Source organism: Vibrio tritonius (genome assembly GCF_001547935.1).
Lineage (GTDB): Bacteria > Pseudomonadota > Gammaproteobacteria > Enterobacterales > Vibrionaceae > Vibrio > Vibrio tritonius.
In genome coordinates this window covers 701,236-718,476 of the sequence record NZ_AP014636.1, presented here as the reverse complement: position 1 = coordinate 718,476, position 17,241 = coordinate 701,236, and the positions used below count along the sequence as shown (strand labels likewise).

Here is a 17,241-nt window from a genome sequence, read left to right as displayed (position 1 = left end):
AATATTACAAATTAAGCCTCACAATTTTCTGACACTTACGCTTGAAAAATCCTAAAATAATGTTTAGGGTACTATACAGTTTTGTTGCTAGATGCACTTCACAATAAAGACAACAAAGGATATTTATATGTCTACCATCTTAGAAGTGAACAACCTCTACAAGGTATTCGGAGAATCCCCTAAGGAGGCGTTCCCTCTCTTAGAAAAAGGCCTGAACAAGGACCAAATTTTCGAAAAGACTGGGCTCACTGTAGGGGTCAAAGACGTGTCACTCAAGATCAACGAAGGGGAAATCTTCGTGATCATGGGCCTTTCAGGGTCTGGTAAATCAACGCTAGTTCGTCTCCTTAATCGGCTCATCGAGCCAACTCGAGGAGAAGTAAGACTCAAAGGTGATGATATTGCCCAAATGAGTGACGAACAATTACGAGCAGTACGTCGTAAAAACATCGCAATGGTGTTTCAAAACTTCGCCCTCATGCCACACATGACCGTGATTGAAAACGCGGCCTTCGGATTAGAGCTAGCTGGAATTGATGAAGCGACTCGTCACCAAACAGCGCAAGAAGCATTGGAACGCGTTGGCCTTGATGCTTATATTGATTCTTATCCAGACGAACTATCAGGGGGGATGAAACAACGCGTAGGTCTTGCCCGCGCTTTAGCAAATGACCCAGACATCCTACTAATGGATGAAGCATTTTCAGCACTTGACCCACTCATTCGTACCGAAATGCAAGACGAACTCATTCGTCTACAAAATGATGACCAACGCACTATCGTGTTTATTTCCCACGACTTAGATGAAGCCATGCGTATTGGTGACCGTATCGCGATTATGCAAGATGGTGTTGTCGTGCAAGTAGGTACACCAGATGAAATTCTGCATAATCCAGCTAACGATTACGTTGAATCCTTCTTTAAAGGTGTCAATGTGGCTTCCGTATACAGTGCAAAAGACATTGCTCGAAAACGTCCTGGTACTCTATTTAAGAAACACGACAATGATGGCCCCGCAGCAGCGATGCAATTGCTACTTGATGGAGACCGCGACTACGGCATTGTCGTGGACAAATCCAACAAATATTCAGGCATCGTTTCAGTTGATTCGTTAGAAGAAGCGAAACGAGAAAAACGTTCTCTCACTAGTGCTCTACTTTCCGACACCATCACGATTGACCCGGATGTCGCCGTTGGCGAACTCATCAGTCAAGTTGCCAGCGTAAGTTACGCGGTACCTGTAGTTGATGAGCAAGGCAACTATTATGGCGTTATTACTAAATCACGATTGCTACAAACTTTAGATAGGGAGTCACTATGAGTATCGAGACAACGACTGTAGACACAGCAACCAGTGCCGCACAAGCAGCGGATCCATGGGCTAGCGCAGCGCAGACAGCTTCAAGTAGTGATCCATGGGGAGCTGCCACAACGACCGCTCAAGCGTCTGCCGATTGGTTAAACGCGACACCAACTGAGCCTCCATTTGACTGGTTACACCCATTTAACGATGCAGTGATCCCGTTCGATCATTGGGTAGAAACCGCGCTTAATTGGTTAGTATTCCATGGTCGTCCGGTTTTCCAAGCTATTCGCGTACCGATTGATTTTATTTTAACGTCGTTTCAAACCGCGTTAGTCGCGACGCCCGCACCTATCATGTTAATCATTTTAGGTCTCCTCGCTTGGCAATTTGCAGGACGAAAACTTGGGGTTGCTTCTTTTATTTCTCTGATTGTCATTGGGTTAATTGGTGCCTGGGAACAAGCAATGGTCACCTTAGCTCTGGTGATGACATCGGTCTTTTTCTGTTTGCTGATCGGATTACCCATGGGGATCTGGCTAGCAAGAAGCCCGAAAGCAGCCAAAATTGTTCGCCCAATGCTTGATGCCATGCAAACCACGCCCGCATTCGTGTACTTAGTACCTATCGTTATGCTGTTTGGTATCGGTAATGTGCCAGGCGTGGTGGTCACCATCATCTTCGCTCTGCCTCCTATTGTGCGTTTAACTATCTTAGGGATTCAACACGTACCTGAAGAGCTTATCGAAGCGGGACACTCATTTGGGGCAAGTCCAAAGCAAATGTTATATCGCATTCAATTGCCGCTGGCGATGCCTACCATTATGGCCGGGGTTAACCAAACACTGATGCTATCACTTTCTATGGTCGTTATTGCGTCGATGATCGCTGTTGGCGGTTTAGGACAAATGGTCTTACGCGGTATCGGTCGTCTTGATATGGGGCTTGCTGCTGTGGGTGGTTTAGGCATAGTTATTCTGGCTATTTTGCTTGACCGCATCACGCAAAGCGTAGGTGAGCAAAACCGTGACCAACGCACCCGTTGGTATGAGACAGGCCCAATTTCCATCTTTTTTAGACGTAAAAAACACGAGACATCAAATTCACAAACAACCAAGAAAAATCTAGGAGAAGCGTAATGAAACACGCATGGAAAACCGTACTCCTGACGGGACTATCTATCACTGCTGTAACCAGTACTGCTTATGCTGAATCATTGCCTGGTGACGGAATTACGGTACAACCGGTCCAATCGACCATTGCTGAAGAAACTTTCCAAACCTTAATCGTTAACAAAGCGATGGAAGCACTTGGCTATAACGTATTACCAACCAAAGAAGTGGACTATAACGTGGCTTATACCTCAATTGCTGAAGGTGATGCCACTTATATGACGACAAACTGGAAACCACTGCATGACAACAAGTACGCTAAAGCAGGTGGTGATGATAAATTTTACCGCGCAGGTGAATACGTTACAGGTGCAGCTCAAGGGTATTTGATTGATAAAAAAACCGCTGAAAAATACCACATCACCAATTTGAAGCAATTCCACGATCCAAAAATTGCCAAGCTCTTTGATGCTGACGGTGATGGTAAAGCCGATCTGTCTGGTTGTAACCCAGGTTGGGGTTGTGAAGAGGCAATTGAACATCAGTTAGATGCTTATAAATTGCGTGGTACTGTTGAGCATAATCAAGGTCAGTACGCCACTATCATGGCCGATACCATTACCCGTTATAAGAAAGGTCAGCCTATTTTCTATTACACATGGACACCTTATTGGGTAAGTGGTGTATTGGTCCCAGGTAAAGATGTGATTTGGCTTGAGGTCCCATTTTCTGCGGTTCCGGGCAAACCAAATGCATCAACCAAATTGCCAAACGGTAAAGATTACGGCTTCCCAATGAACAGCGAACACATTGTTGCTAATAAGAAGTTTGCTGAGCAAAACCCAGCTGCAGCGAAGCTATTCGCAGAAATGAAGCTAAGCATTAACGATATTAACGCCGAAAACATGATGATGAGTCGTGGTCACAATTCACCACGCGATATTGAATCTCATGCTAACGGTTGGATTAAGGCTCACCAAGCCTTATTCGATTCATGGATTAAAGCTGCTAAGCAAGCGGCCAAATAACCATGATCTAATTATTAGGCAGGCCAACGTGCCTGCCTACATTGCCATTAGTTCAACCCCAAGGAGTGAATGTTGGAACTGCATGAAGAAGTGTTGATCTCAATTCGACAGATCATTCGAGCAATTGACTTACGGTCAAAAAAGCTTAATCGGGATTTTGGCTTAACCAGTCCGCAGCTATTACTGCTAAGGTCAGTTGATGAATCTGGTAAACAAACCATTCGCCAGTTGTCAAAACAAGCCAATATGAGTCAAGCAACAGCGACGAGTATTCTGGATCGTTTAGAAGCCCGTGGACTAATCGTACGAACTCGAGATATCGTAGATAAACGCAAAGTGCACGCAAAGCTAACTGAGCAAGGCAAAATTCTGCTCGCTCAAGCGCCACAGTTATTGCATCAAGACGTGATAGAGCAACTCGAATCATTAGCGCCATGGGAACAAACCTTATTACTGTCATCGCTACAGCGTTTATCACAGATGATGAATACGCAAGATGATCAACCCACCCTCCCTCATTCTTAGCTTCTTTTAACCACTTTCAGTCAACATGACTTTCCATTTCGTCCCCGTTGTAAAAATGAGAGCTAGATTAGTACATTAATTTTATTACGAGCTTTGTTTGGCAAAATTTAGCCCTAGCTCATAAACTAAATGCTAACGGATATTTGTAATTTGGGGTTGTATTTTTCGTCAATCTCATGCACTTTAGCGCCCTCTCGTTCCATGATAATTGTTCTATAGTAATCATTGAATTAGCGACGATATGACAAATAAGACCACCTATTTAACGGGAGTATAACGTTGAACGAATACCAAGACGTTTCCTTGCTGATTGAGCGACTGGCACAAGCCGACGAACAGCAACAAATTGTTCAACTTAATGAGATGGTCGATAACGACCTTGATGAAGGGTCTATTGCGCTGCTTTTAGAAGCTTTTCCTATCGACCAACGTGTTAGGATGTGGCGTAACCTTCCTCTGGAATTGCACATTTCTGTGCTAACAGAGATGCGCGCCGAAGCTCGTATTTCCATTATTAATGCCCTTTCTGAGACCGAGCTGAAACTCACTCTAGCTAAATTGGATAACTTATCCTTAATTGAATGGTCAGATTCCTTACCTGATGAGCTCATTGCTGATGCGATGCGGTTAATCAGCCGCGACGAATTAGAGCTATACGACCGCGCGAAAGTCTATGACGATGAAGAAATTGGTCGCTGGGTAGAACAAAAAGTGTTTACCCTGCCTTTTTCTATTAGTGTAAAACGAGCCCGTGGTTTACTGGAAAAAAACCAGTTTGAAACACCGAAATACGTCTATCTGATTAACCGTAATAAAACGTTTCGAGGCATGGTGCTTTACAGTGACATTCTGCAAGCAGACGATACCACTCAACTAAAAACGTTAGCTCAGGAGCACTTAGTTACCTTAAATTCCCATCAATCCTTAAATGATGCCATTGATGCCATTGAACATTCTGATTTTCCTGTTGTACCTGTGACTGACGATCATGATGCATTAGTCGGCCATGTTGATTGGCAATTTGCCCTAAGCACCCAGCGAGAAATTTACGAAGCCCGTTTGATGGCTGGTACGGGTATGGATGAAGGAGACGATCTCTTTACTCCCATTCTCAAAGGTACCCAAAAGCGTGGTGTTTGGTTAGGGATTAATCTTCTCACGGCTATTTTAGCATCGGTAACCATAGGCTTATTTGAAGATGTCATCTCTCAAGTCGTTGCACTTGCGGTACTGATGCCAATCGTTGCGTCTATGGGCGGTATTGCTGGTAGCCAAACTCTAACGCTCATGGTCCGAGGTATGGCGCTTAATCAGGTCACCATTGGTAACCGGCTTGCCCTTCTTAAAAATGAATTGAGTATTGGATCTATCAATGGCGTTATCTGGGCGGTGATTATCGGCGGTATCGCAGGCCTTTGGTTTCAGTCTCCCGTTTTGGGCTACACCATCGCGCTTGCTATTGTGGTGAATATGGCCATCGCCGCGTTCTTTGGGGTAATTATTCCCATTTTGCTCGATAAATTTAAGCTCGATCCCGCACTGGCAGGTTCTGTCATTTTAACCACGGTAACAGATGTGATTGGCTTTTTTGCATTTTTGGGCACGGCAAGCTTAGTCATGCTCTAATATCCACTAGCGATTACATCAGAAAAGGATTCTTCTTACAGAGGAATCCTTTTTTATTGCTAAAAACTCAGCATAATATGGTAATCCACTTGAATTTGAGCCAGTTATAACCATATAGGTAATATAGGGTTAAGTCCGTAGTTGGCGAATTTTCATATTGAACGTTGAGTCAAATTTCACCACACCAAAGCACATATCACTTAACTTTATGCATTTCACAATATTTAGGGCAATAACATGCCCCCAATGAATGCTGTTTTTTCATCTTGATCACAAAGAGGGAAAATATGAATCATTATCCACACTGGCAACTGCATATCGAAGAGAGCGCGCAACACCCACAAGGCACATCACACTGGCCAGACAGCTTTGGCTTCCCCGTACGCCATAACGATCCCATTTTTACTGTCCCTATGCCAAAAGCACTGCAACAGCCAGAACACCAATGGTTTTCACGTTTAAACTTACAACAACTAGCCGATTTATTTAATCCGACGATGCATTGAGTTCACAGCACCTTTCGTCGCATCCATTACTTGGCTATTGACTTGCGAAACAGAGATTACTGAGGGTTCGCGTCTATTTTAGGCTTTCACTTACGCAGGACGGTGATGTAAACCTGTCGCATTACGACTTTCCATCACCGTTACTTGGTTGCGACCTTGGACTTTTGATTGATATAAAGCGTGGTCGGCACATTTCACACTTTCGACGACATCAATATCCGCAGATAATTGCGCACAACCAATTGAAATGGTGATACCAAAACGATAACCATCTCCATAAAATATTTGTTTCTCTATTGCCTTACGTATCTCGTCAAGATGGGTACGAGCTACTCCTAAGTTTGGCCAAGGTGCATACATAACAAATTCTTCACCACCGTATCGAGCTAACACACCTTTCATTGGTATGTGCTCTTGTAATACGTCGGCAACATTGATCATGACCTTATCACCCACATCATGCCCATAAGCATCATTGACCTTTTTAAAATGGTCAATATCGATCATTGCAACGATACCGCGCTGTCCATGCACAGAAACGTGCTCAGCTAACTGGTCTCGGAAATAGCGGCGATTATACAAACCGGTTAGCTCATCTCGAATCGAACGTCGATAGTGCCAATTGATTTGGTCAAATAGAAACAGCGACATTAAGGCGCCGAGTAGAAAATCTGACGCTAAAATTTGAGTCACAACAATGCTTAAGCCGTAAATTTCAAAGCTTTCCGTTTTCATCAATAGTAAAAACGGTATCAGTGACGCAGCGAAGCATACCAACATGGCTAGACATATGTATTTCTCGCCCTGATGTTCTGGACGGCGATGGCGCCAAGCAAAAACAAAAGCACAAAACAGAATACAAGCTACAGTACCAACGCACAAAGCGATTCTCAGGTACTCGGAATTCGCTACATACAAATAAATAGCAACTTGAACTAAACCAAACAATATAATATGCAGATGCATTAATATGATATGGCGTCTAGAAATGGTGTATTGATACCAACTGATCACACCGATGAGCAATGAGTAACAAGCTGCGACATACAGCATATTGTTAAACAGAGTTGACCAAGCTTGGTGCGCCCAAGAATCAAACGAAAATGAAAAAGAAATGAAAGCAAATCCAAGCAAAAAGAACCCGACGAAAAAACGATTCGCAGCTTGTTTCTTTTCCCCGGTAATATTCATACTTACTTGATGTAAGAAAAAACACGCAATGGCTGACGTACCAAGTACGTTAACAATATTTGCCGTACTGGTTAGCTGATAAATATTCACAAATAACTAATTCTCACCATAAAGGACTGTCAGCTTTACACTTCACCACTGCTCTCACGTAAGTCTTTTTTCGCGATAATGCGACCACTTCGACTTGCCCTTTAGGTGAACAGAGGGTAAAGAATAACCAAAACTCTTGAGGCCGCGTAGTATAGATGAAACCCACCTGCAAAAGTGTCCGATTTTGAGACACAACTGGCTTTTTTGCGAATAAATAACCATAAACAATATAATGTTCTATAAATGAGACGGTTACAAAATACCGCCTTCAGCTAGAGCTAAAGGCGGCGAATCATGACAAGTGCTTTGATGAGGGATAGATACAAATCGAAAGGGTATTAGCGATGCAAATAAGTAGCACTAACCCAGTTAACTCTCCCCCGATAGACGATTTTTGCCCAGCCACTATCAATTTCAATAACGTTCACTTTTTCACCTCGAGGTAACGTACCTACAATCGGCGAGCGTAATTGAGGAGTGGCACGGACATTGAGTTTTTTCGCTGCCACCACATACAAACCTGGTGCATGATGTGATTTAGGTATTTGAGTTGCCCTTTCAGGTTGCTTCGCAACATGCTTAGGGGAATTGACCATGTTCTCTTTTGTTGCTGCCGCTTGCGGCATCTTGTGTGCTTGCGGCTGTTTTGGGGAAGCAGATTGGTGTGCAGCCTTAGGCGCGCACACTTTCCCTGCAGGACACGTTTCAGCTTGCGCCGCCGCACTACCTAATAGTGCAGTTAGAGCTACTAATAACATTGATTTACGCACGTTCTTCTCCTAATACTACTCCACGAATGCAGATCAAAACCGAATTATCCCTAACGATCGATGAAACAAATTGCTTAAATATCACCCTATCATGCCTAAACAACGTCCATCAAATCAAACACCTACCTCTGTGATATATTTAACAGTCAGCCCACCTAGTTGCTTTTTTAGGTGACATGCCTATCACAAACACTTTATTCAGCCGAGTTTGAAAAGAAAGATACAATAGGTTTTAGGAATCGCTCTCATAATGTGTTGTTAACAGCTCATTATGGATAACTTCTCATACCAAGGCAGCTTATTTGGTTAGATTTATTCTGCATCAATACCCTTAAAAATTGATTTAAATCAATTTATTAGCACAGACTCAAAGGTGATATACGTCACGTTGTATAGCATTATTGCGCACTCCATCAAAGATTCATGAATGATCCTTAAAAATGATCAAGACAAAACCTCAATATTGGCTTAATGTTCACCTCAATGGATCCATTATCAAATATAAAATATTAAGGAGACATGATGGCCCCTACATCCATTACACTGATCATTCTGCTCTTTGCAGTAGTGATGTTCGTTTGGGAGCGAATCCCACTAGCGCTTACCTCGATGTTAGTGTGCGTTGCTTTAGTTTTGACCGGAGTACTTGACGCACACGAAGCATTTTCCGGTTTCATCAATAAGAATGTCGTTCTATTTGTGGACATGTTCATTATCGGTGCCGCTCTTTTTGAAACGGGAATGGCGAAGCAAATTGGCGGTATCGTTACCAAATTTGCTAAGACAGAAAAACAATTGGTGGTCGCAACTATGACCATCACCGGACTCATGTCCGGCCTTCTCTCCAATACCGGCACCGCGGCCGTTTTAATCCCTGTCGTGGTTGGGTTAGCGGCAAAATCAGGATTTTCACGCTCCAAATTGCTGATGCCAGTGGTCTTTGCGGCAGCGATGGGCGGCAATTTGAGTCTCATTGGCGCCCCAGGCAACATGATCGCCCAATCAGCTTTAGAGGAAGTAAATCTAGGATTCAGCTTTTTTGAATATGCCTATGTTGGCTTACCAATGTTAATCATCGGTACCCTATTTATTGCTACTTTTGGTTATAAATATTTGCCGAATACAAACGCCAGTAATAAGCATGAAGAAGATGAAATCGACTATAGCCACATTCCAAACTGGAAGAAATATACATCTCTTGTTGTATTAACCATTACTATTCTAGCCATGGTTTTTGAGAAACAGATTGGTATTCCACTTCATATTTCTGGTGCTATTGGTGCGTTAATTCTTCCTATTGTTGGCGTTATAAATGAACAACAGGTTTATCGTTCAATCGACATGAAAACGATATTTTTATTCGGCGGAACGTTAGGGCTTGCACAGGCGATGCAAAAGACAGGGGCTGGTGAACAAATTGCCACATCGGTATTAAATTCCTTAGGAAGTCATGCCTCAATGTTCCTTATTATGTTTGTCATTTTCATGCTCGCGGTTGTGCTCACCAATTTTATGTCCAATACCGCGACAACGGCTTTACTGGTCCCTATCGGCATGTCCATATCAATGAGCATTGGCGCGGATCCTCGTGCTGTCATGATGGCGGTCGTTATCGGTGGCTCACTCGCCTACGCCACACCAATCGGCATGCCAGCCAACGCGATGGTATTAGGCCCTGGCGGTTTCAAATTCAGTGATTATATGAAATCAGGGTTACCGCTGATTGTCGTATCGACGATTGTCAGCATGATTTTGCTCCCTATTTTATATCCATTCTTTCATTAATTATTACTACTGGAGAATCAATGTGAATAATCAATCCAAAATTGAAGAAATGACGATCACGATGGGAAAGTTCGTTTCTCTGATAGGTAAAATATTACCTGATGATGTAATGAACAAATTAACTGAATTACGTACCCAAGAAGATTCTCGATTGGCGACTGCCATATACAGCACCATGTTTGAGAACCAAAATTTGGCAAGAGAATTAAATAGACCAAGTTGCCAAGATACGGGTGTAATTCAATTTTTCTTAAAATGTGGTGAGAACTTTCCTTATATCGGAAAGTTAGAGAAAGTGCTAACCGAGTCTGTTTTGTATGCCACAGAAAACGCTCCGTTAAGACACAACAGTGTACAAACATTCGACGAATATAATACTGGCAAAAATATTGGTAAAGGTACGCCCTCTATTTTCTGGGAAATGATTCCAGATAGCGACACATTAGAAATTGATGCCTACATGGCAGGCGGCGGCTGCACCTTACCCGGCAAAGCTGGCGTGCTCATGCCCGGCATGGGCTATGAAGGTGTGACCGAGTTTGTTCTCGATATCATGACCAGCTATGGCCTAAACGCTTGCCCTCCTCTGTTGGTTGGTGTCGGTGTGGCAACCTCAGTAGAAACGGCCGCCCTATTGTCCAAAAAAGCACTCATGCGCCCGATTGGTAGCCACAATGAAAATGAACGCGCCGCGAAGATGGAGCAGCTCTTAGAAGACGGCATCAATAAAATTGGTTTAGGCCCACAAGGTATGTCTGGCAACAAGTCGGTGATGGGTGTCCATATTGAAAATAGTGCCCGCCATCCATCTACTATCGGTGTTGCTGTCAGCACAGGCTGCTGGTCACATCGTCGCGGTCATATCGTCTTTGATCATGAATTAAATTACACCATCACATCACACTCAGGAGTAGAACTATGAGCGACAAGAAGATCCTAACCACCCCTATTTCCTCTAGCGATCTTGAAGATATCAATGTGGGTGATGTCATCTATCTAACAGGATATTTAGTCACTTGTCGCGATGTAGCGCATCGTCGTCTTATCGAAGAAAAACGCGAGCTACCAGTGGATATTAATGGCCTTGCGATATTTCATGCCGGCCCCATCATTCGCCCTCTAGATAATGATAAATACGAGATGGTCTCCATCGGCCCAACAACCAGTATGCGCATGGAAAAATTTGAAAAAGAATTTATCGAGCAAACCGGTGTAAAACTGATCGTCGGTAAAGGTGGCATGGGAGCGGGTACTCAAGAAGGCTGCGAGAAATACAAAGCCTTACATGTCGTGTATCCGGCAGGTTGTGCCGTACGCGCTGCTACTCAAGTAGAAGAAATTGTCGATGCACACTGGAAAGACCTTGGTATGCCTGAAACTTTGTGGGTATGCAAAGTAAAAGAATTTGGACCACTGATTGTTTCGATTGATACCCATGGGCGCAACCTGTTTGAAGAGAAGAAAGTAATTTACAACCAACGAAAAGAGCAGGTCTACGAAGAGATTTGTCAACACGTAAAATTCATCAAATAACAATACAGGGCAGCATCAATGATGCTGCCCTATTGGAAAGATTGCTATGCAAGAAACATCGCTCTTTATGGAGGGCATTAACCTACTCACTTTGGGTATGGGATTTGTCTTTATCTTCCTTATCTTTTTGGTCTATGCAACAACGGGAATGTCTCGCGTCATTACCCGCTTTGCGCCTCCTCCCGTCGCACCAAAAGCTAAAGCTAAAACCAAACCTGTTGTAGCTCCAAAACCTGCACAAGATGATCAATTAATCGCCGTTTTAACTGCTGCAGTTCATCACCATCGAGCTCAACAACAGCAAAACTCATAATCATAATAAAGGAGAACTTCGAGATGACTCAGGCTACTAAACGCGTTGGTATTACCGACGTAGTGCTTCGTGACGCCCACCAATCTCTTTTTGCAACTCGTCTACGTTTAGACGACATGTTGCCTATTGCTGCACAACTTGACGACATCGGTTACTGGTCTCTTGAGTGTTGGGGCGGCGCAACATTTGATAGTTGCATTCGTTTCTTAGGTGAAGACCCATGGGAACGCTTGCGCACTCTAAAAAAAGCCATGCCTAAAACGCCGCTGCAAATGCTGCTGCGTGGTCAAAACCTACTGGGCTACCGCCACTATGCTGACGACGTGGTTGATACGTTTGTTGAGCGTGCAGTGAAAAATGGTATGGACGTATTCCGCGTGTTTGATGCGATGAACGACCCGCGCAACATGCAACAAGCGATTCGTGCTGTGAAAAAACAGGGCGCGCATGCGCAAGGCACTCTAAGCTACACCACCAGCCCGGCACACAACCTACAAACTTGGGTTGATGTAGCGCAGCAATTGGCAGAAGAAGGTGTCGATTCAATTGCCATTAAAGACATGTCTGGCATTTTAACGCCTTTCCAAGCTGCTGAGTTGGTTCAAACCTTGAAAAAACAAGTCGACGTTGAACTGCACTTGCACTGCCACTCCACCACTGGCATGGCTGACATGACCCTGCTTAAAGCGATTGAAGCGGGTGTTGACCGCGTTGATACCGCTATTTCAAGCATGAGTGGTACTTACGGCCACCCTGCCACAGAATCTCTCGTAGCCACATTGCAAAACACCGGTTACGACACGGGTCTTGACCTACACAAGCTAGAGAAAATTTCTGCATACTTCCGTGAAGTACGTAAGAAATACCATGCGTTTGAAGGCATGATGAAAGGCTCTGACTCACGCATTCTGATTGCTCAAGTGCCTGGCGGCATGTTGACCAACATGGAAAACCAGCTCAAACAGCAAAATGCGTTAGACAAACTTGACCAAGTATTGGAAGAAATCCCACGCGTTCGTGAAGACCTTGGTTCTATCCCACTGGTTACCCCAACATCGCAAATTGTGGGTACTCAATCGGTTATCAACGTCTTGATGGGTGAACGCTACAAGAGCATCACCAAAGAAACGGCCGGTATCCTAAAAGGCGAATATGGCCGCACTCCCGCGCCAGTCAACACTGAGCTACAACAACGCGTGTTAGATGGCGCACAAGCCATCACATGTCGTCCAGCAGATAACATCGCGCCAGAAATGGTGGAGCTGCAACAATCTGTTGTTCAACAAGCCAAAGAGAAAGGCATCACCTTAAGTGAAAACGCCGTTGATGACGTATTGATGGTCGCTCTATTTGACCAAGTAGCTTGGAAATTCCTAGCTAACCGTAATAACCCTGATGCATTTGAACCTGCACCTCAAGCACCAACGAAGGAAGAGAAAAAAGTGACCGCTGCAAATTCAACCCAAAAAGCCGATGCTGGTATCTACACCATCACAGTCAACAACCAAAACTATGTGGTGAAAGTGGCTGAAGGTGGCGACATTACACAAGTCTCTACCGCGCCTGCAGCTCCCGTTGCAGAATCTGCTCCAGCACCAGTCGCTGCCGCAACAGGCGAAACCATGAATGCCCCTCTTGCAGGTAACATCTGGAAAATCAACGCCAAAGCGGGCGAGCAAGTGCAAGAAGGTGACGTATTGCTCACGCTTGAAGCAATGAAAATGGAAACTGAAATTCGTGCACCTCATGATGGTGTCGTAAGCAGTATTGATGTGAGTGAAGGTGATGCCGTACAAATGGGTGATGCCCTACTGGTATTGGCATAATCGAGTGAGGTGTAACCATGATGGATAACATCATCGCAATGGTGAATGACTTTGGCTTTTTCCACTTACAGTGGGGACAAGCCGTGATGATCGTCATCGGGCTGGTATTGCTCTATTTGGCGATTGTCAAACAATTCGAACCTCTTCTTTTGGTTCCAATTGGTTTTGGTGGCATTTTGTCTAACTTGCCAGACGCAGGTTTGGCCATGTCGGCAATCGAAAATGCGATTTACGCAGCGAAACCGGATGTCATGGCGGCGTTTGCTAACGTATTGCACATGAGTGCGGGGGCAGGTGCAGAAGCCATTAAAGAGGCGATTCATAGCGCAACACCAACCCAGTTAGCGTCTCTTAACTTACTGGCTGAGCAATACACTTACACTGATGGCATGCTGTATCAGTTCTATCATGTGGCAATTGCGTCAGGGGCGGCTCCACTCGTGATCTTTATGGGTGTAGGCGCAATGACCGACTTTGGTCCACTGCTGGCTAACCCAAAAACATTGCTTCTTGGCGCGGCAGCTCAATTCGGTATCTTTACCACCGTATTGGGTGCATTAGGCCTTAGCCAACTGGGTGTGATGGACTTTAGCGTATCTCAAGCAGCCGCTATCGGTATTATCGGTGGCGCTGACGGCCCAACCGCTATTTACGTATCCAGCTTGCTGGCACCAGAGCTATTAGGTGCTATCGCGGTGGCTGCCTACTCGTACATGGCATTGGTGCCGATGATCCAACCACCGATTATGCGTGCTTTAACTAGCGATGCAGAACGTAAGATCCAGATGAGTCAGCTTCGCCAAGTGCACAAGCTAGAAAAGATCTGCTTCCCGCTACTGCTGTTGGTGTTGATTGCGATGCTATTGCCATCAGCAACCCCGCTACTGGGCATGTTCTGCTTTGGTAACTTAATGCGTGAATGTGGTGTGGTAGAACGTCTCTCTGATACAGCGCAAAATGGATTGATCAACATTGTGACTATTTTCCTAGGTCTCTCTGTTGGCTCAAAACTGATGGCGGATAAATTCTTGCAACCACAAACCATCGGCATTCTCTGCTTAGGTATTTTGGCCTTCTGTGTCGGTACTGCAGCCGGTGTGCTTATGGCGAAATTGCTTAACCGCTTCTCTAAAGATCCGATTAACCCACTCATTGGTTCTGCTGGGGTCTCTGCCGTACCAATGGCGGCACGTGTATCCAACAAAATCGGTTTGGAAGCCAATAACCAAAACTTCCTCCTGATGCATGCGATGGGTCCAAACGTTGCTGGTGTGATCGGCTCTGCGGTAGCCGCAGGCGTGATGATCAAATATGTGCTTGGATGATCTGCCTTTTTTGAGCATTTTATAAATTTGATTGGGGTTTTAGACCCCAATCAAATTATGCTAAAAATGGTACTTAAAGGTGAGTCATTTAGGTAGATGGGGAACCCGATTAATTGCCTAAGTTCGTCAGCATATCTCGCATACTACGTTCGATATGCTCCTTCATTAAGTTACAAGCTCTATCTGCGTCTTTATTTTTAATCGCACTTAGTAATTCTCTATGTTCGATAATAGATTTAATGGCATACTCTTTTTCTGTGGTATTTAAACCTATAGATAAGCCATTCCAAAGCGTGCTAAGTAAGGTAGCGATTCTTTGATTTCCAGCAGCATTCCATATTGCCATGTGGAACGCCTGATTCAAATGAGAATAATTTCTTGCATCATTTTCTTCTAGATCAACTTCTGCAGCAGAAAATGCAGAAATAATTTCACTGATGTCGACTGATTGACTATTACATACTTTACGAATCATCTCTCCCTCTAATATTAATCTAAGTTCGAAATGCTCCTTTATATATTGCTCAGTGATCCCAAGTACCATCGCCCCTTTATTGGGCCGAAGAGCGATCAATCCATCCGCACTTAGTAGTTGTAAGGCTTCTCGTACGGGGGTGACAGAAACACCCAACGATTTAGAAACCTCATCGAGCGCGATCGTATCACCTTGTTTGTACTTGTTGGAAAGTATCGCTTTTCTAAGTTCTGCAGCGACCTGCTCTCGAGCGGGAAGTAATTTTATGGGCTTGATATTCATCATTGGTTTATCAATTTATCCAAAATAATTTCATTCGATTTTTTTAGCTTGTTTTTAAATGAAATCATGTCATTTTTTCCTAAGCTATCCACTGCTAATTTTAGTTCATCAACGGCACTTTTTGTGTGAAAATCAAAATATTTAACACACGGAATAATAAATGAATTAAGCATATTATAATGCATGGTTATAATAAAATGATCAGCTATAATCTCTGATATATACTGATGGAATCTTAAGATCTTATCTTTAGGGGGAAAATCATTGGCTATTAATATCAACTTTAAATCATCAATATATTTAGGCACATCAATATTATCAAATAGAGATAATTCCAGTGAACAAAGAGCTTCATTATAATTTATAACAGTTAACGATGAAATATTAGCAACCACTAGCTTTCGACTACGCAATTTGATTAAAAAGCCTTGTGATACCAATTCATTAAATGCTTCTCGAATCGGCATACGAGACAAGCCAAACTGTTCAGCGATATCGTTCTGTGTCACCGTTTGATTAGCTTTCAAATTTCCTAGGATAATTTCACGTTTAATTATTTCTGATACTTCATCCTTGGTATTGGCAATTTTTATACTATTCATCATCGGCTCTAATGCTCTACTATTTGCTGCATATTAGCGTATCCAATCTAAAAAAATCAAACAGCATAGCGAGTTGTTTCAATGCAACAGAAAAAGCAAAGGTAGCTAAATAAACCACCACAACCGCTCAAATATCCATCACCACTGCGAAAAATTCCTGATCTAACGCCCATTTTCGCTATCCAAACACAAATAAATCTACTTTAGAGATTGTTTTTTATAGATATGCCCCAAAAAATAGGGGATACGGTAAATGACAACTCACTAAATGCTGACTTACCGCAAAGTACAAAGGCGCTTTGCCATGTACTTTATCTATAGAATTTTGATCAAGCAATGATAAGGCTGGAATGACACATGTCAGAAGTATCGACAAACGTAACTAATACCGCGCCAGTGATGCAAACTGTTTTGGACACTCTTAACTCTGGCTGGGGGTATTCAATTGGTGGCATTATTCTGGTCGTCGCACTCGGCTATTTTGGACTGAAGAAGCTCAACACACCTCACTTTGTAATTAAGCAAATCCGTCGCCGCAACCTGAAAGAAATGAAAAAACAAGGTGCTGAAAGCAACGAAGCAATGGCGGATCTTGACCGTCTATTAGATGCTGTTGAGCAGTACGCAGTAAAACAAGGCATGAACGGCTCAGAAATGTCTAAGCTTTTGTTACCATTACAAAAAGCAAATTCTGGAAACAATGCTGCTGGCAACTTCTACCACTCAATGGTGCATATAGCTAACAACATCGGTGATAATGCCCTTGCTAGTGAACTTCAGAAAAAATCAAAAATGGTGAAAACCAGTTCACCACTAATGGCAAGCTTATTGAAACGCGCTGGCGTTTAATAACGGATTGATTTAATCAATATCGCTGCATAAAACGATATAAAAAGGCGGGATGATGTCATGTCCCGCCTTTTTTATGTCTGTTAACTTACTCATTTAC

Annotated in this window: 17 protein-coding genes; 13 read left to right on the top strand and 4 right to left on the bottom strand. The window is 43.5% G+C overall.

The features are described 5' to 3' along the window. Positions 1-127: 127 nt before the first annotated feature. The 6 genes from proV to JCM16456_RS18410 all read left to right on the top strand — a co-directional run bounded on the left by proV (position 128) and on the right by JCM16456_RS18410 (position 6,100). A complete protein-coding gene (proV, locus tag JCM16456_RS18435) occupies positions 128-1,321 on the top strand; it encodes a glycine betaine/L-proline ABC transporter ATP-binding protein ProV (RefSeq protein ID WP_068717259.1) in 1,194 nt (397 codons plus the stop codon). Beyond that, positions 1,318-2,442: a glycine betaine/L-proline ABC transporter permease ProW gene (gene proW, locus JCM16456_RS18430; protein WP_068717257.1), complete on the top strand. Its 1,125-nt coding sequence runs from the start codon at positions 1,318-1,320 to the stop codon at positions 2,440-2,442. The genes proV and proW overlap by 4 nt, the downstream gene beginning before the upstream one ends. Continuing rightward, positions 2,442-3,443 carry a glycine betaine/L-proline ABC transporter substrate-binding protein ProX gene (proX, locus tag JCM16456_RS18425; protein ID WP_068717254.1) on the top strand — a complete coding sequence of 334 codons (1,002 nt, stop codon included), beginning with the start codon at positions 2,442-2,444 and terminating at the stop codon, positions 3,441-3,443. Before proW ends, proX begins: the two co-directional genes overlap by 1 nt. A gap of 72 nt (positions 3,444-3,515) precedes the next feature. Beyond that, entirely contained in the window at positions 3,516-3,968 is a 453-nt protein-coding gene (locus tag JCM16456_RS18420; RefSeq protein ID WP_068719035.1) for a MarR family winged helix-turn-helix transcriptional regulator, read from the top strand. Positions 3,969-4,247: 279 nt separating this feature from the next. After that, a complete protein-coding gene (locus tag JCM16456_RS18415; protein ID WP_068717252.1) occupies positions 4,248-5,594 on the top strand; it encodes a magnesium transporter in 1,347 nt (448 codons plus the stop codon). A 287-nt stretch (positions 5,595-5,881) separates the two neighbouring features. After that, complete coding sequence (locus JCM16456_RS18410) at positions 5,882-6,100, top strand: hypothetical protein (protein WP_068717250.1); 219 nt, start codon at positions 5,882-5,884, stop codon at positions 6,098-6,100. 90 nt (positions 6,101-6,190) lie between these two features. Here the strand turns inward: JCM16456_RS18410 and JCM16456_RS18405 are convergent, their stop codons facing one another. Together JCM16456_RS18405 and JCM16456_RS18400 are read right to left on the bottom strand one after the other, a co-directional pair. After that, on the bottom strand, positions 6,191-7,381 hold the full coding sequence (locus JCM16456_RS18405) for a GGDEF domain-containing protein (protein WP_068717248.1): 1,191 nt from the start codon (positions 7,379-7,381) through the stop codon (positions 6,191-6,193). 338 nt (positions 7,382-7,719) lie between these two features. Then, positions 7,720-8,151: an SH3 domain-containing protein gene (locus tag JCM16456_RS18400; protein WP_068717246.1), complete on the bottom strand. Its 432-nt coding sequence runs from the start codon at positions 8,149-8,151 to the stop codon at positions 7,720-7,722. A 519-nt stretch (positions 8,152-8,670) separates the two neighbouring features. Between JCM16456_RS18400 and JCM16456_RS18395 the strand changes: the two genes are divergently transcribed. From JCM16456_RS18395 to JCM16456_RS18370, 6 genes are read left to right on the top strand one after another with little or no spacing between them, the layout of a single operon-like run. Next, a complete protein-coding gene (locus tag JCM16456_RS18395; protein WP_197655242.1) occupies positions 8,671-9,936 on the top strand; it encodes an SLC13 family permease in 1,266 nt (421 codons plus the stop codon). Positions 9,937-9,958: 22 nt separating this feature from the next. Continuing rightward, entirely contained in the window at positions 9,959-10,858 is a 900-nt protein-coding gene (gene ttdA / locus JCM16456_RS18390; RefSeq protein ID WP_068717242.1) for a L(+)-tartrate dehydratase subunit alpha, read from the top strand. Further along, positions 10,855-11,469: a L(+)-tartrate dehydratase subunit beta gene (gene ttdB, locus JCM16456_RS18385; RefSeq protein WP_068717240.1), complete on the top strand. Its 615-nt coding sequence runs from the start codon at positions 10,855-10,857 to the stop codon at positions 11,467-11,469. The genes ttdA and ttdB overlap by 4 nt, the downstream gene beginning before the upstream one ends. Before the next feature lie 31 nt (positions 11,470-11,500). Beyond that, a complete protein-coding gene (locus tag JCM16456_RS18380; RefSeq protein ID WP_231894490.1) occupies positions 11,501-11,782 on the top strand; it encodes an OadG family protein in 282 nt (93 codons plus the stop codon). A 23-nt stretch (positions 11,783-11,805) separates the two neighbouring features. Continuing rightward, entirely contained in the window at positions 11,806-13,608 is a 1,803-nt protein-coding gene (gene oadA / locus JCM16456_RS18375) for a sodium-extruding oxaloacetate decarboxylase subunit alpha (RefSeq protein WP_068717236.1), read from the top strand. A gap of 38 nt (positions 13,609-13,646) precedes the next feature. Beyond that, the gene (locus JCM16456_RS18370) at positions 13,647-14,933 is read left to right on the top strand and encodes a sodium ion-translocating decarboxylase subunit beta (RefSeq protein WP_408068380.1); all 1,287 of its coding nucleotides are present in this window, start codon (positions 13,647-13,649) and stop codon (positions 14,931-14,933) included. 109 nt (positions 14,934-15,042) lie between these two features. Here the strand turns inward: JCM16456_RS18370 and JCM16456_RS18365 are convergent, their stop codons facing one another. Together JCM16456_RS18365 and JCM16456_RS18360 are read right to left on the bottom strand one after the other, a co-directional pair. Continuing rightward, the gene (locus tag JCM16456_RS18365) at positions 15,043-15,693 is read right to left on the bottom strand and encodes a GntR family transcriptional regulator (RefSeq protein WP_156430597.1); all 651 of its coding nucleotides are present in this window, start codon (positions 15,691-15,693) and stop codon (positions 15,043-15,045) included. Next, positions 15,690-16,295 (bottom strand): GntR family transcriptional regulator, encoded by a 606-nt coding sequence (locus JCM16456_RS18360; protein WP_082712372.1) that lies wholly within the window; start codon positions 16,293-16,295, stop codon positions 15,690-15,692. The genes JCM16456_RS18365 and JCM16456_RS18360 overlap by 4 nt, the downstream gene beginning before the upstream one ends. 354 nt (positions 16,296-16,649) lie before the next feature. On the opposite strand from JCM16456_RS18360, the gene JCM16456_RS18355 reads away from it, so the two are divergent. Further along, positions 16,650-17,141 (top strand): hypothetical protein, encoded by a 492-nt coding sequence (locus JCM16456_RS18355; RefSeq protein WP_068717230.1) that lies wholly within the window; start codon positions 16,650-16,652, stop codon positions 17,139-17,141. Positions 17,142-17,241 lie beyond the last annotated feature (100 nt).

Coding starts and splice junctions, on each gene's coding strand:
- proV (WP_068717259.1), top strand. CDS start 128: ATGTCTACCATCTTAGAAGTGAACAACCTCTACAAGGTATTCGGAGAA.
- proW (WP_068717257.1), top strand. CDS start 1,318: ATGAGTATCGAGACAACGACTGTAGACACAGCAACCAGTGCCGCACAA.
- proX (WP_068717254.1), top strand. CDS start 2,442: ATGAAACACGCATGGAAAACCGTACTCCTGACGGGACTATCTATCACT.
- JCM16456_RS18410 (WP_068717250.1), top strand. CDS start 5,882: ATGAATCATTATCCACACTGGCAACTGCATATCGAAGAGAGCGCGCAA.
- JCM16456_RS18395 (WP_197655242.1), top strand. CDS start 8,671: ATGATGGCCCCTACATCCATTACACTGATCATTCTGCTCTTTGCAGTA.
- ttdB (WP_068717240.1), top strand. CDS start 10,855: ATGAGCGACAAGAAGATCCTAACCACCCCTATTTCCTCTAGCGATCTT.
- oadA (WP_068717236.1), top strand. CDS start 11,806: ATGACTCAGGCTACTAAACGCGTTGGTATTACCGACGTAGTGCTTCGT.
- JCM16456_RS18370 (WP_408068380.1), top strand. CDS start 13,647: ATGGTGAATGACTTTGGCTTTTTCCACTTACAGTGGGGACAAGCCGTG.
- JCM16456_RS18365 (WP_156430597.1), bottom strand. CDS start 15,693: ATGATGAATATCAAGCCCATAAAATTACTTCCCGCTCGAGAGCAGGTC.
- JCM16456_RS18360 (WP_082712372.1), bottom strand. CDS start 16,295: ATGATGAATAGTATAAAAATTGCCAATACCAAGGATGAAGTATCAGAA.
- JCM16456_RS18355 (WP_068717230.1), top strand. CDS start 16,650: ATGTCAGAAGTATCGACAAACGTAACTAATACCGCGCCAGTGATGCAA.